Here is a 16,837-nt window from a genome sequence, read left to right on the forward strand (position 1 = left end):
AGGTCGCCAATCGATGTCCCGAAGTAAGTAGCAAAGGCTACCCTTAATGAGGTGAGGGTATCAATACTGTGAGCCCCCGTATAGCGGTCGACCCCGCGGAGCGATGCGACGTATGTCATAGTTTCGCCCCTTCACTCACGTCATCCCCTTCGGCGATGGCCGCAGCCTCGATCACGTCGACCAGCTGACCTGCCCATTCACGGACCGCGCCCGCATCGACGCGGTCGGCACGGAACCCGAGAGTTGCAAAAACAGGCCCTTCGCCCACCGGCTCGTAAAAACTCAACGTCAAATCCGCATCGGGCACTCCCACCGGAATCGGTACGAGAGAACCGAAGTCGCCGAGCCCGTCCAAATCCGCCTGTTGGTGATGGATCACCATCACCTGAGGTCTCATGGACGCCGGATTACCCAGAGCCTGCTCGACATACACATATGAGACGTCCTGATTGCTCAGCGCTTCCAGGTTGCCTTCCCTCACCCGACCGAGCAATTCTGCAAACGTCGGACTACCGGACGTATCCGTGCGCAGGAGAACAACATTGAAGAAGGATCCGATCATCGGTTCGAGACGGGGATCCGACCTGCCCGCAACCAATGAACCGATCGGAAGATCGGTACCCGCCCCAGCCTTCGTGAGAACGGCGGCCAGCGCAGCCTGAAGGACCATGAACATGCTCGTCCCGGTGCGCGCAGCCAGCGCGTCGATTCTGGCGTGCAGATCCGCGTCGATGTCGACAGAGACCACGTCACCCCGAGGTTCCGAGTCATCTTCCGGCAACGGAAGATTCACACTGGTCGGTATTCCGTCGAGCGCATCCTGCCAGTACGCAAGTTGCTTCGACGCACGGCTGTCGACGTCCAGGGGGTCTCCCAACAGCTCGTCCGACCACACGGTGTAATCGGCGTAGGTCAACGCAAGCTCGTCCCAGATCGGTTGATCTCCCTGCGACCTGGCTGCATAAGCAGAGACCAGATCTCCCAGCAGCGGCACTACGGACCACTCGTCGACGGCGATGTAGTGCATGACGAGAAGCAGTGTCCGAGAGCCGTCTTCACCGAGCACCAGATGAACCCGCAACGGCGATTGCTCACGCAGATCCATCGGAAGTTGAGCCAGTTCGAACACCACTCGACCCACATCGCCGGCGCCGACATCGACCACATCGACAGTCGGCCGCACCGATTCTCTTGCCACGACGATGCCGTCGACCTCGACGAAGGTGGTCCGCAGGGGTTCGTGCCGCGACGTCACATCGTCCAAAGCGTGCCCGAGAATCTCCGGATCGATCTTCGAATTCAGGGTCAGCGCCAGCGCGTGGCTTGCTTGCGGGTGCTCGCCGGCTGCGCGGAACAACTCCCACTGACGACGTTGCGGCGCAGACAGACCCATGGTCTCCGGACGCCTCGCCGCCGGCGCCAGGACCGGGCGTCCACCCTCCGAACGCGCAACGACTGCCGCCAACTCCGCAACGCTCGGTGCGTCGAACACGTCTCGAATACTGACGTCCACGCCGAACGCTTCACGAATGCGACCGACCAGTTTCATCGAAGCCATCGAATGTCCACCTAGTTCGAAGAAACTGTCGTGGACTCCGACGCTCGGGAGTTGCAATATCTCCGCGAAGGCAGCTGCAACCGTGGACTCCACGGCAGAGCGAGGAGCAATATCACCCGCCAACTCCGACCAGTCCGGAGCGGGCAACGCCTTGCGGTCGAGCTTTCCGTTGGGCGTCAACGGGAGCGGACCATCGAGAGCGACAACCATGGTCGGAACCATGTAGTCGGGCAACGACATTGCAGCGAGATTTCGCACTGCCGTCGTGTCCACCACAGCACCGGGTTCGGGTGACACGTAACCGACCAGGCGCGTGATTTCGCCCTGCCGATCCGCGACGACCGTTGCCTGCTTCACCGAAGGATGGGCACTGAGAGCTCCGATGATTTCACCCAATTCGATTCGGAAACCGCGAATCTTGACCTGATCGTCCACGCGGCCGAGGAAGTCGATGTTCCGGTCCGAGCGCCACCGCGCTCGGTCGCCGGTGCGATACATGCGATCGCCCGCGGTGAAGGGATCGGCGATGAATCTCTGTGCCGTCAGATCGAATCGGCCCAGGTAGCCTCTCGCCAGGCCGCGTCCCGCGATGTACAGCTCGCCGGATACTCCCGGCGGAACCGGACGCAGTTGATCGTCGAGCACGTACGCCTGTTCGTTGGGGTCTGGGACTCCGATGGGCACAGCACCGTTCCAACCGGGTTCCGCCTGCCACAGTGTGTTGTTCACCGTGGCTTCGGTGAGTCCGTACGCAGCAAGCAAATTCAGCCGCTCCGCCCATCGCCCGATCAGCTCGGGCGGAACCGTCTCGGTTCCGACCAACACCGTGCAACCCTGCGGTACTTCACATCCCGCCGGCAGTGCGGCCAGCAACGAGGGAGGGATGATTGCATGAGTCACGCGATTTCTCGTCATGAAATCGGTCAACGCCGGGCCGGCCACTCGTGCGCTCTGCGGCACGATCACCAGGGTGCTGCTCGTGCACAGAGCCATCGCCAATTCGAATACCGCAACGTCGAAGCCGACCGAAGCAAACTGCATCACCACCGAACCCGGTACCAGTCGCATCCGAACCTCAGCTGTCGCAACAAGACTCGGAATACCGTCATGAGAAAGGACGGCGCCCTTCGGCTTGCCGGTCGATCCCGAAGTGTAGATGACATAGGCCGCGTGGTTGACGCCAACTGGTGGCCTGGGAGTTTCGACGATCGCTGCCTCTTCCAGTTCCGCAAGGATTAGCGGATCGTCCAAGAGGATTCGCTCGACGCCGGCCACATCCTCGATCCGCGAGCTTTCCTCCGAGGTGGACAGTAGTACCGACGTGCGAGAATCGGTGAGCATGTAGGCGATGCGCTCGCTCGGGTGGCTCAGATCCAGGGGTAGATACGCTGCCCCCAGCTTGAGCACGGCGAGGACCGACGCGACCATCTCCACCGAACGCGGGACGGCAAGTCCCACCACGTCTTCGACCGAGACCCCGCGCCGATACAGCACGCCGGCTATCCGATCACATTGCTCGGAGAGCTCGCGGTACGTGGCCTGCCCCGCCTCGTCGCGCACCGCAATCGCCTCGGGTGTAGCAGCGACCCCACGCGCGAAGGCGTCGTAGAACGTTTCCTCCGGCACGTCGACGGCGGTGTCGTTGAACGAGGTGACAACTTGCTCGAGTTCGCCTGGCAAGAAGATGTCGATGTCGCCGATCTCAATGTCGGCCGATTCCACGACTGCAGCGATCACCGATTCCAATCGGTTCGAAATTCGCTGTGCTGTTTCGCGATCGAAGAGGTCGCTGCCGTATTCGAGTCGGACGTCGATGCAGCCTTCGTCGCCGAGGTACTCGGTGAAGTTGAACACCAGATCGAACTTGGCTGTGTACTCCTCGAGTTCGAACGGATCCCCGCCCATCTCCTCGCGGCTGTGATAGCCGACCATGACCTGGAACAGCGGGTTGCGTGCCAAGGTGCGCGACGGATTGAGGCGTTCCACCACAGTTTCGAAGGGAACATCGGCGTTGGCGAAGGCCTCGAGGTCTCCCTCGCGAACGCGATCCACCAACTCCCGGAACGTCGGGTTACCTGACGTATCCGTGCGCAGCACAATCGTATTGACGAAGAAGCCGACCAAGTCGTCGAGCCCCTGTTCACTACGTCCGGCTACGGGAGCGCCGAGGGGAAGGTCCTCACCCGCTCCGAGCGCAGTCAGCAACGCCGCCGACGCCGCGTGCAGGACCATGAACATCGAACTCTGGCTCTCGCGCGCCAGGTCTCGCAGTGCGGCAGTTGTGTCCACACCCAACCGCGTTACCACTGCGCCACCGGAGAAACTCGGTCTGGCCGGTCGGCTCCGGTCGGTGGGAAGCAGCAGTTCTTCGGGGGCTCCGTCCAAACTCTTCGCCCAGAAGTCCAACTGCGTGCTCAGGACACTCGACGGATCGTCGGCGCTGCCGAGTAATTCCCGTTGCCACAGGGTGTAGTCCGCGTACTGAACCGGTAGCGGTTCGAACGCTGGCTCCTCGCCCTGAATCCGAGAGGAGTAGGCAGACATCAGATCGCGCAGGAACGGCCGATCGGACCATTCGTCCGTTGTGATGTGATGCAGGACGATCACGACGATTACGGCACCGTCTACTCGGATCAGACGGGCGCGAATCGGAATCTCGTTCGAAAGGTCGAACGGACGGCCCACTGCCACTGCAACTTCGCCGGCGACACCGGATTCCCGTGAATGAACTGTCTCGACCGGAACCTTCGCCGATTCGAGAATTATCTGTTCCGGTGTTCCGTCCACCAACCGGAACACCGTACGCAAGGATTCGTGTCGTCCAACGACGTCACCCAGCGCCGCGGCGAAGACGTCCGCGTCCAATGCACTGTCCAAGCGGAGCACGATCGGGAAGTTGTAGGCCGCGGAGTTCTCTTCCATCTGTCCGATCAGCCACAAACGCTGTTGAGCGGCAGAAAGTGGAAGGTGGTCCGGCCGCGGCTTCGCTACCAGCATCGGTCGCGTCGATCCCTGCTCGGCCACAATGCGTTCCGCGAGTTCCGCGACGGTGGGCGCTTCGAAGAGATCACGCATGGTCAGACTGTTCGGAATGGCGATCCGAGCTCGACTGATCAGTTTGGTGGCCAGAAGCGAGTGCCCACCGAGGTCGAAGAAGTTGTCGTCGACACCGATGTCGTCCACATCGAGTACGTCGGAGAAGAGCTCACAGAGAACCTCTTCCGTGTGGTTCCGCGGTGCAATCGACTCCCCACTCCGCTCCCCCAGCACCGAATCGGCCGTGGGCAGTGCCTTGACGTCGAGCTTGCCGTTGACGGTCATCGGTAGTGACTCCACCTCGATCACCACGGCCGGAACCATGTAGTCGGGTAGGCGAACTCGCGCCTGCGCGCGGTAGTCGTGCGCGGCGCCGAGCTGCACGGGCGTCACGTAGCCGACGAGCCTCTTGACTCCACCCGCCCCGACGTCGACCACGACCGCTGCTTGCCGCACGTGCTCGTCGGATTCGAGAACGGAGACGATTTCGCTCGGCTCGATCCGGTGACCTCTGATCTTCACCTGGTCGTCGGTGCGGCCCAGGAAGTCCAGGTTGCCGTCAGCGCGTCGCCGCACCAGATCCCCGGTGCGGTACATACGTTCTCCGGTCCCGGCCGGTTCTGCGACAAAGCGCTCGGACGTGAGCGCAAAGCGTCCGAGGTAGCCGCGAGCCAAACCGGCTCCGGCAATGTACAGTTCGCCGGCAACTCCATCGGGGACCGGTCGCAGCCAGCCGTCGAGAATGTGCGCGGCGGTGTTCCAGATCGGCTTGCCGACCGTCGGGGTGTCACTGTCGGTCGTTCCGCCGCCGAGAGTGTTGATCGTGTATTCCGTCGGACCGTAGAGGTTGTAGCCCACGGTTCCTTCGGTCTCGCGCAGCCTGTTCCACACCGAATCCGGAACGGCTTCACCGCCGAGCAGGACCAGCGGAGGACGGTGTTGTCCCACACCGTCGTCGAGCAGCCCGCTGTCGATCAGGTGCGTCGCGTAGGTCGGTGTCACGTTGACGACGTCGATTTCCTGTGCGTCGCAGTATGCAACGAGCGCCTCGGCATCACGACGCAGATCCTCGTCACAGATGTGGACCTCGTGACCTTCCACGAGCCACAGAAGTTCCTCCCACGACATGTCGAAGGCGAAGGACACGGTGTGCGCGATCCGCAGGCGCCGGCCCGTCGCGGCGATCACCGGTTCGAAGATCGCCTCTCGGTGGTTGAACTGCATGTTCGTCAGGCCGCGGTAACCGGTGGCCACGCCCTTGGGCTTGCCGGTCGAACCGGAGGTGTAGATGACGTACGCGGGGTGGTCGAGCCGATGCGGTGTTCCTGGGGCGAATGCTCCGAGTTCCGCCGCGGAGAGTGCCCGCGCCGAGATCGTCAGTCGCCTTGCCGCAGTGTCCGGCTCGTCGAGCACGATGGTCCGAATGTCCGCGGTGCGGACGTCCGCGCCTTCGAATTTCGGTGCGGCGGCAACGGTTGTCAGCAACACGACCGGATCTGCGTCGTCGATCATCACGGCCAACCGTTCGGCCGGATGGTCGAGTTCGAGAGGTAAATAGGCAGCACCCGTGCGCAATACGGCGAAGAGCGCGACGACCATGTCCACCGAGCGTGGCAGACCAAGAGCCACGATCTTTTCCGGCCCGGCGCCGTAGTTGATCAGCAACCGCGCCATCCGATTGATCTCGCCGTCGAGATCGGCGTAGGTCATCCGACGCTTCCCGAACACGAGTGCCGTGTCGTTCGGTTGCGCCGACGCCACCTCTTCGAACAGGTCGGCAATGGTGCGCTCCGGCAACTCTCGGATCTGCGTCTGCTGCGCTACCGCGGGAATCGGCGTCGCAACGACCGAACCTGTCATATCCTGCGACCAACTCTGGAGCAGGTCGACGAAGTGACCGAGCAGGTCCTCGGCTCGGCGCGCGGTCACCAGATGCGGATGGAACTCGAACTTGACGTTGACGGTGGTACCCGGGGTGACCACCACGGTCAGCGGATAGTGCGTGTGATCGATACTGTCGCTGCCGCTCACGTCGTGTGCGGCATTGAGTGCGTCGACCTGCTTCTCGTCCACGAAGTTCTGCAGGACCATCAGCACGTCGAACAGTTGACGATGCTCGGAAACACGCTGGATCGAGGCCAATCCGAGATAGTCGAACGGCATCAGCGAAAGTCGATCCGCCTGAGTGCGACGAAGAAGTTCCTCGACGCTCTCGTTCGGATCCAGTTGCAGCCGAACGGGAACGGTGTTGAGGAACATGCCCACCACGGTGTCGATTCCCGGTACCTCCGGTGGCCTTCCGGCAACCGTGGAGCCGAAGACGACGTCCTGTCGACCGGTGGCCGACGCCAGCACCAGAGCCAGCGCTGCGTTGAGTACCGTGTTGAACGTGACGCCGGACGCGGCAGCGCGCTCACGCAATGCACGCGAAAGCGATTCCGACAGAATCGCATCGCGGCGATCCGGAAGCTGAGGTTCGACGCCGGGCGCAGGCTCGGCAACAAGCGTCGGCTCCTCGAGTCCTGCGAGCGCTCCGCGCCACCCCGCGTCAGCGGCTGCGCCGTCGCGATCGGCCAACCAGGCGAGGTAGGCCTCGAACGACCCCTCGGGTTCGCCGAATGCGCTGTCGTCCCCGCCGGTGCCGTACAGCGCCAGAAGCTGGCTGACGACAAGGCCGTTGGACCAGCCGTCCCACAACAGGAACTGCCGGTTGATCACCAGTCGATCATGTCCGCCGGGCAGATGCAGCACGCTCATACGCCACAGCGGCGGCGCGGTCAGGTCGAATGGAGTCACTCTGTCTTGGGCGGCGACGGCCTCGGCGCGCTCACGAGCAGCCGAGTCGTCGAGTTCACGGAGATCGTGGACGGCGACGGGAACATCGAGTCCCGCACTGAAGAACTGCGCAGGCTCGTTCAGTCCTTCGCTCACGAATCCCGCTCGCAACGTGGGATTTCGTCGTTGAAGTGTCCGGGCGGCCGCAGCCAACCTGTCGACATCGAGGGTGTGCCCGAAGTCCATCGAGAACTGTGCCGTGTAGATATCCCCACCACTGCGGCTGTCGCTGCTGCCTGCGTAGCCGGCTTGGAAGTACAGGCCTTCCTGCAACGGTGAGAGTGGGAGGATGCTGCTGACACCCGCCGGGCTCGCATCGGATATCGCGTCGATCTCGGCCTGACTCAGGTCGAGCAACGGCACATCGGACGGGGTCAGGATGGGAGGCCCGTCATGCTCCGCGGCCGCAGCCGCCAGATCGCCGAGCGCCGAAACCCAGCCGTCGGAGAGTGACTGCGCATCCTCCTCGGACAAATCTTCACTTGCCCAGGCGAAGTCGGCACGGAGTTCCGAATCCACGCTGACGACATTCACGATCAGCCGATACGGACCTCCCATGTCTGCGTCGGGATCGGTGGACATGGCTTCGGATTCCGCTGCCAGGGACCATGCTGTCGATCCAGCTGTCGTCGTACGTCCGAGATAATTGAACAGGATCTGAGATTCGGAGCGCCCCGCCAATCTCGATGCCGTGCGTGCATTCACGTACCGCAACATCCCGTAGCCGATACCGCCGTCCGGAGCCGCCCGCAGGCTCTCCTTCACTTCGCGCAGCGTGTCCACCGGGTCGGTTCCGCCGAGCAGTCGCATCGGGGCAATCGTGGTGAACCAGCCGACTGTTCGCGACAGATCGGTCCCGGGTACCAATTCCTCGCGGCCATGCCTTTCGAGATCGACCAGCAGTTCGCCCTCACTGCGACCGGTGGAACGACGCCAGCGATCGACCGACATCGCCAACGCAGCCAACAGAACATCCGTTCCCTCAGCACCCAGCATGGCCGGAACCGTTCCGAGTGCCGCCTCGGAGATTGCTCCGTCCACCGTGACCGTGCGCCTCGAGCCTCCGGATACAACGGCATAGCTCGCGGTACCGGGGATCAACTCCGCGCCCGGAGCGGTCACGGTCAGCCAGTGATCGAGTTCGGCAAATCGATGAGCACTGCTTGCGTGTTCGGCCACCGTGCGGGAGAAGGTACGCAGCGAAGTTCCGACGGCATCCAATGCGGCGGGCTCTCCGGCCTCCACCGCCACCCAGGCCATCGCGAGATCCTCGAGCAGGGTTCCCCACGAAACCCCGTCCACGACCAGGTGGTGCGCGACTATCGCGAGTCGGCCCAGATTCTCAGCGCCACAATCGAACCAGACCACTGAGACCATCCGTCCTGCAGACGGATCCAATCGACTGGTCGCCCGCTCGGAACGTTCGGTGATGAGCGTCCGCAACTCGGCGTCATCCAGTCCCCGAGCATCAACGCGTTCGACAAGGTTCGCTGCCCGGATACTGCCGGGTTCCTCGATCCGCGCCGACCACATTCCGCGGTCATGTCGGATCAAGGTCTGGCGAAGTCCGTCGTGGTGATCGAGCACGGCCTGCAATGCGCCGGTGATCGAATCGAGAGATGTTGCCGGGGAGTGGATCAGAACTGCCTGGTTGAAGCGATCGGTACGACCCGTCCATTCGGACAAGCGGTGCATCACCGGCAGCGGAACCAGCTCACCCACGCCGATGTCGGCCGTGACGGTGGCAACCGACGTGGCGACATCACCCACCGCTGCGGCGATCGCAGCGGGAGTGCGCAATTCGAAGATCTGACGCGGGGTCAGTACTACCGAATCACGACGAGCCAGGTTGACCAGTCGGATCGCCAGGATACTGTCGCCGCCGAGAGTGAAGAAGTCGTCGCGTGCCCCGACGCGTGGCAGGCCGAGAACTGTCGCGAAATGCCTGGCGAGGAGGTCGGCAACGCCCGAGGAAACTACTCCCGTCGTTTCGCCCACCTGTGCCGCGAAATCCGGTGCCGGTAGGGCTTTTCGGTCGAGCTTGCCACTCGGGCTCAGCGGCAACGACTCGAGCCGCACGAACGCGCTTGGCACCATGAACTCCGGCAGCACCGACAACAACTGCCCTCGAACCGCAGCGTCATCAGCATCTCCGACCAGATAGGCGACCACCTGTGCGCGGTTACTCGGACCGTCGGTTCGGACGATCACGGCACTTGCTAAGACTCCGGGGCACAATGCCAACTGCGCTTCGATTTCACCGAGCTCGATGCGGAATCCACGAACCTTCACCTGCTCGTCGACACGGCCGAGGTACTCGAGAACGCCGTCGGCATTCCACCGCACGATGTCACCGGTCCGGTACATCCGCGAGCCGCCGTCGCTGTACGGATTCGCCACAAATCTTTCGGAGGTCAATCCCCCACGTCCGTTGTAACCACGCGCCAGTTGTGGTCCAGCCAGATACAGCTCACCGGTGGCACCGGCCGGAACGTTCTGCAGATACGGATCGAGAACGAACAGGCCGGTATTGGCGGCGGGTTCGCCGATCGGGACACTGACCGCGTCTGCCGGAGTTTCCTGCACCGACGGCTGCCAACTGACGTCGACGGCGGCCTCGGTGGGGCCGTAGAGGTTGTCCACCAGAACGTTCGGCAGGATCTCGGCAACCTTGCGTGCAACGTGAACGGGCAGTGCCTCACCGCTGCAGTTGACGATCTCGAGGGAAGAGCACAGTGCTGCTTTCGGCTCCGCAAGAAAAACTTCCAGCATCGACGGAACAAAATGCACTCGGGTCACGGAATGTTCGACGATGACGTCGGCCAGATAGCCCGGATCCTTGTGCCCGTCCGGCTCGGCCATCACCAGAGTTGCCCCCACCAGGAACGGCCAGAAGAATTCGGGGACGGAGACGTCAAAACTCGACGGGGTCTTCTGCAGCATCCGGTCGGAGAAGTCCAGCGGACGTATCTGCTGTGCCCAGAGCAATCGGTTGACCACACCCTCGTTGGTGACCACAACGCCTTTGGGACGACCGGTCGAACCCGAGGTGTAGATCATGTACGCGGCATCCGCGGGCGATCCTGGGACACTCAGCGGTTCGGCTGGGAACTGCGCGGATTCCGATACCGTCACCCGCGGAACCGAACCCGAATCGAGTGAAGAATCTTCCGACACCACGACGCACACCGGATCGGCGTCATCCAGCATGTACGTCAGCCGCTCCGCCGGATAGCCGGTGTCGAGCGGAACGTATGCTCCCCCGGCCTTCCCGATGCCGAGTATCGCAACCATCAGATCGACCGAGCGCGGCAAGGCAACCGCCACCAATGATTCGCGTCCGACGCCACGTTCGTGCAGCAGATGCGCAAAACGATCAGCGCGAGAGTGAAGTTCGGCGTAGGTCAACGACTCTTCACGGAAGATCACTGCGGTGGCTTCGGGCGTACGCCCGGCTTGATCCTGCAGCAGCTCGGTCAGCGTTGCGCGCGGCCGATCCAAGGCCGTGCCGACGCTCCCGGGCTGTGCGGGTGCCAGCGCGATCCGGCCGATGACCTGGTCGAGATCGCGAGAGAGTTCCGCTAGCACGACTGCGAGAGCTTCCGCCAGCGACGCAGCGGCATCGCCGTCCACCTGAGCAGTGTCGTACTTGAGCTCCAACGCCAATTGATCGCCGGGGACGACGATCAGGGTCAGCGGGTAGGCCGGTCGCTCGTCGAATCGAATTCCCGTCAGTCTCACCGAGTTCGTCGGATCAGCGATTGCCGTGTCACCGAGTGGATAGTTCTCGAACACGACCAGTGATTCGAAGTTCTGCTCCAGTCCGCCGGTCCGCCGCAGTTCCGGTAGCCCCAGGTACTGATGGTCGAGTAGTTCCGATTGTTCCCTCTGCCAACGAGAAAGTGCTTGCGCGGCTGTCTCTGCCGGATCGAACCGCAACCGAGCTGGCACAGTGTTGATGAACAAGCCCACCATGGACTCGATGCCGGGCAGGTCTCCACCGCGTCCCGATACGGTTGATCCGAACAGCACGTCTGTTCGGCCGGTCATTCGGCCGAGCACCAGTCCCCAGGCGCCGTGCACGAGCGTGCTCAGCGTCAAACCGTAGGAGCGTCCGGTGGTCGACAGCGCGCGAGTATCACTGTCGGACAGCCCGACTCGGGTAGCATGGACACCGCTGCTGCCCGCGCTCGGCGCGGGAAGTTCGACCGCGGGCCCGGGAGAGTTCAGTGCTTTTCTCCACACCGCTGCCGAAGCCTCGTGAGCGTGGCCGGCCAACCATTCGAGGTAGCTGCGGTACGGCGCCGGACTCGGGAGCACCACGCCGGAATCGCCAACGCTGTACGACGCCATCAGCTCCCGCAGCATCACCGGGACCGACCATCCGTCTGCAACCGCATGGTGAATCGACTGCAGCAGAAGGTACTTCTCCGAAGAGGCACGGAGCAGTGTGTAACGGACGAGCGGCGGCTGCGCGAGGTCGAACCCGCGCGCGCGGTCGGCGGAAAGCAGTTCATCCACATCGGCGCCGGCATCCGTGACTACTGCCATCTCCACGACGACGCTCGGGTGCACCACCTGCACGACCCGGCCGTCGCCCAGGACCGAGAATCCGGTGCGCAGCGCCTCGTGTCGATCCACGACGGATTGCAGCGCACGGCGCAGAGCCGCGCTGTCCACGGCGCCGGTCAGCTCCACGACCTGTTGCACGACATACTGATCAGCCCCCGGATCGGCAAAAGCCGAATGGAAGTAGATCCCTTCCTGCAACGGAGTGAGCGGGAGAATCTCTTCTGCCTTCGGCAACCCGTCCACATCGGCCTGAGTGAGCGCCACCAGAGGGTAGTCGGACGGTGTCGCGCCGCCGAAGGCTGCGAGCCCGGACACGGCCTTGAGCGAGTCCAGCCACAACCGCGCAAACCTGTCGATATCGCTACGCAGGAAGATATTCGACGCCCAGGTCAGAGTGGCCCTCAGTCGTGGCCCACCGGCCGCTTCCTCGGCTACGACGTCGACAGACAACGCGTGACCCAACGGCATGGACGGATCGGCAGCGCCGTCCATCGACACCGGGAACCAGTCCCCCTCTGCAACTGCAGTGCGCCCCAGATAGTTGAGCACCACCTCGGGTGCTGCGACGCTACGCAACTGATCCGAGCTGCCGAGGTATCGCAATGCTCCGTACCCGAAGCCTGCGTTCGGGACGCGTCGAAGTTGCTCCTTGACGCTCTTGAGAACCACCGCCAACTCACCGCTCGCTTCGAGATCCGGAGCGGCTGTACCGATTTCGAGTGCAACCGGGAATACCGTGGTGAACCATCCGACAGTACGTGTCAGGTCGACGTGCGCAGCGCCGTCACCGCGAACGATGTCTTCGTCGCGTCCGTGCCCTTCCAAGTCGATCGTCACCGATGAGGCACCGCTCCACTTGGTCAGCGCAACGGCCAATGCGGTGATCAGCACTTCGCTCACGTCGGCCCCGAATGCCCGTGGGACACTGCCCAACAACCGATCGGCGAATTCCGGAGGCAGGGTGATCGATCGCGCCGCGGCGGTGCGCGCGAGGTCAACTGTCGGGTCGAGTGCCCGACGGCCGAGAGGTGACTGTTGTGCGGAAGTCACCGAGTCCCAGAACTCGATCTCCGAGTCCAGTCGCCCGGCTCCGACCGCCTCCGAAACGAGTTCGGCGTACCTTCTCACCGACGTGCCGACCGGAGCGAGTGAGGGTTCGTCGCCTTGTATCGCTGCGATACCCGCGCGCGCAAGGTCTTCGAGGATGATGCGCCAGGAGACACCGTCGACGACCGCGTGGTGGATGACAAGCAACAGTCTTCCGGGACCGGTCGCAGTGGTGAAAAGAACAGCACTGACCATCGTGCCGTCTGCCGGGTTCAGACGCCTGACGGCTCGCTCGGTCTCGGCGACGATCAGCGGTCCGCATTCTTCGAGCGGCACCGGTAATGCACGGGTCTCGAAGACCACAGCCAATTCGTTGGTGGCCGGAACAAGCAGCGATCCTTCGGAAGTCAACTTCGCACGAAGTCCATCGTGGCGTGCCACCAGGGCATCGAGCGCCGCCTCGACATGCTCGGACGTCAAAGCTGACGGAGTCTGAATCAGCGCTCGCTGATGGAAGGTTCGTGCTACGTCCGGCGTCCCGAGGGCCCTGGCAGCGATGGGCGTCGTGGCTACGTGGCCGATCGGTTCGTCCGAATGATCGACGATCTCAGCCGTTCGGCCGGATTGGGCGCGCGCCATCGCCTCGGCGGTGCGCAGCTGAAACACCTCGCGTGGACTGATCGACAAACCGGCTGCACGAGCCGCGGTCACGAGCGAGATCGCGACGATGCTGTCACCGCCCAGTGCAAAGAAATCGTCGGTCACGCCAACCGATTCGAGACCTACCGCCGACGCGATCAACGTGCAGAATTGTTGTTCGACTTCGTTTCTCGCGGCGACGTGTGCACTCAGTTCGGCGAGATCGGGCTCAGGAAGGGCTCGACGGTCGAGTTTGCCGTTGGCCGTGAGCGGAAACTCGTCGAGGACAGTGACGGTGGTCGGGACCATGTAGTCGGGCAGCTTGCTCGCCGCCCACTCGCGAATGTCCTGTGAGTCGACCGCAAGGTTCGTCCCCGACGCTGCACTCACGTACGCGGCGAGATACTTTGCACCTGTGGGTGCTTGACGCACCAGAACTGCCACGTGGCGCACTCCGGGGTGTGAGATCACGGCGGCTTCGACGTCTTCGAGTTCTACGCGCATGCCACGAATCTTCACCTGATTGTCCGTGCGCCCCAGGAAGTCGAGGGTGCCGTCGGCGGTCCATCGAGCCAAGTCACCGGTGCGATACATCCGGGATCCGGCCAAATCACCGGAAACAAAGGGATCTGCAAGAAAACGAGACGCGGTCAACGCCGACGCGCCCACATATCCGCGCCCCAGTAAGAAGCCCGCTGCGTAGAGTTCGCCGCCGGTGCCGACCGGAACCGGCTGCAGGTCACCGTCCAACACGTACAAACGAGTGTTGGGGTTCGGTCGGCCGATGGATGTGGCGATTCGTTCCGCGTCCTCGCGGTAGATCACATGGGAGACACCGATGGTCGCTTCGGCGGGCCCGTAGCCGTGATACAGCGTCGTGGACAGTTGGGCACGGAACCGATCGAAGAGTTCAGGCGTGAGAACCTCACCGCCGCACCACACGTGCTTCAACGAATCGAGCTGATCGGTCTCGTTCGCCAGGTCCAGAAGGATGTCGAGCATGGACGAGACCAGGTAGACGAATGTGACCGATTCTCCGGCGATCAGGTCGAGCAGGTATTGCGGGTCGCGTTCCCCCTCTGGCTTCGCGATCACCAATCGACCGCCGGAGACGAGCGGGAGCAGGATCTCGTTGATCGAGATGTCGAACGAGAGTGGGGCTTTGAACAGAGAGGCATCGCCGGACCCGAACCCGAGAATCCGCTCCCGCTGCCACAGCAACCTTGCGCAGATTGCCTCGTGGCGGATCATGGCGCCCTTCGGACGTCCGGTCGAACCGGACGTGAAAATGACATATGCGAGTTGGGCACCGTGAATACGAATGCCGGAGGTCATTATCTCGGACAGGCCCGAAGGCCCGTCCTCGTACGCCCACGCGGAGAGATCGACCAATACGGAGTCGTCTGCACCGTCTGAGGTGAGCACCAATGTGGCACCGGCATCGGCGAGGACCGATTCGCGGCGCTCTGCGGGCCAGGACGGATCCAGTGGCACGAAGGCGCCGCCGGCGCACATGACGGCCAACAACCCCACCACCATCTCGGCGGATCTCGGAAGGCCGATCGCCACAACGGTTTCGGGTGCGACACCGCGAGAGATCAAGTGCGCGGCGAGCTGCGATACCCGACTTTCGAGCTCGCCGTAGGTCAGCCGAACGTTGCCGTCGACCACGGCGACAGCGCCCCGATCGGCCGAGAAGCTGCTGCGCAACAAATCCGGCACCGTCGTCACGGGCTGCGGTTCTGCGGTGTCGTTCCACCCATGGAGAACGAGTTCACGCTCCGCGGGCGACATGGGGTCGAGTGCCGAGATCGGAAGCTGCGGCTCGGCCACGAATCGATCGAGGAACTGTTCGATTCTGGCGGTGTGATCGGCCAACTCCCTGTCGAATCCGGCCGGGGCGCGGACGTCGATCTCGATCGGTTCCCCGTCCTGACCACCGCGCACGCTCAGATCCAGGTCACTGACCCGACCGGTCACCGAATTACGCACGCGCACCGGGCAGCCGCCGAAGGTGAGTGTGTGTTCGAACATCATCGAGTTGATGCCGGGACCGAAGACCTGGCGGTCGGGATCGATTGCTCGCACGTCGCGTGCGAGATCCTCTCCCCGGTACCGCCCGTGCTTGAGTATCGAGATCAAGGCGGTATCGAGACGAGTTGCCAACTGGCCGATGGTTTCCGAGCGTTCGACCCGAATACCGAGCGGCAGAATCGTCGACGCCATCGAGGGAGTGCGCCGCATGTCGCGACCCACCCGAGCGGCCATCGGCACCGAGACGACAACGTCGTGCTGTCCGGTGGTTCGTGCAATGTACGCGATCAGCGCAGCCATGGGCAGGCGAGTTCGCCGAATCCCGGCGTCGGCGGCAGAGCGATAGAGCTGCGCTGCACGATCGACGTCGAGCGTGAGCATCGCCGCGATCGGCGGCAGCGAATCATCCACCTGCCCATGCAGAATCCGCGTTGCTTCCGGTCCTGATTCAACTCGTTCGACCCAGTACTGACGGTCGAGCTGGAACCGCGGAGAGTTCCGGTATTCCAGATCGGCCGCCACCACCGCATCGAGCGACCACACCGGCGCCGCAGTCTCGAGGTTCGGATCGTCGTACCGCTCGGCTACGTCGGCGACGATGAGCGAGATGCCGTACCCGTCGACCACGCTGTGGTGATAGCGCTGATACCAGATGACTCGGTCGTCAGCAGTTCGCAGAAGCACCTGGCGGAACAGCAGATCGTCCGCACCGAAGACCCGAGCCATATCGGTGTCCATCCACGACTGCGCAGTCGAATCGGGATCCGCCTCGGCGCGAAGGTCGAGAATTTCCACGTCCCAGCGCGCATCCGGAATCGGCACCTGGATCAGCTGGTTGTCAGCATCCGCCCGAAAGTGCACGAACAGCGCTTCGACGCGTCCGACTGTGGCCTTGACGGCCGCTGCCGCGCGCTCGACGTCGATCGTCCCGTCGACCTCGACGACAAGTCCGATGTTGTACACCGGACTGCTCGGATCGACGTTCTGAGCAACCCACACCTCACGCTGAGCGGCCGTCGCCGGGAGCGCTGCGTCCAGATCGCCACCGCCCGATACAGACGGGTGAGCTACCTGAGAGTGGTCAGACATCGACAAATCCGATCATCGTCGTTCATG

1 protein-coding gene is annotated in these 16,837 nt (G+C 63.2%); it reads right to left on the bottom strand.

The features are described from left to right. Nucleotides 1-115 precede the first annotated feature (115 nt). Nucleotides 116-16,810 (bottom strand): non-ribosomal peptide synthetase, encoded by a 16,695-nt coding sequence (locus QM596_RS16840; RefSeq protein WP_283309496.1) that lies wholly within the window; start codon nucleotides 16,808-16,810, stop codon nucleotides 116-118. Nucleotides 16,811-16,837: the final 27 nt, after the last annotated feature.

The organism is Rhodococcus sp. IEGM 1406 (assembly GCF_030056745.1).
Taxonomy (GTDB): Bacteria; Actinomycetota; Actinomycetes; order Mycobacteriales; family Mycobacteriaceae; genus Rhodococcus_F; species Rhodococcus_F erythropolis.

What these genes read in the sequence shown, in the direction of transcription:
- QM596_RS16840 (WP_283309496.1), bottom strand. Translation starts at nt 16,810, where the DNA reads ATGTCTGACCACTCTCAGGTAGCTCACCCGTCTGTATCGGGCGGTGGC.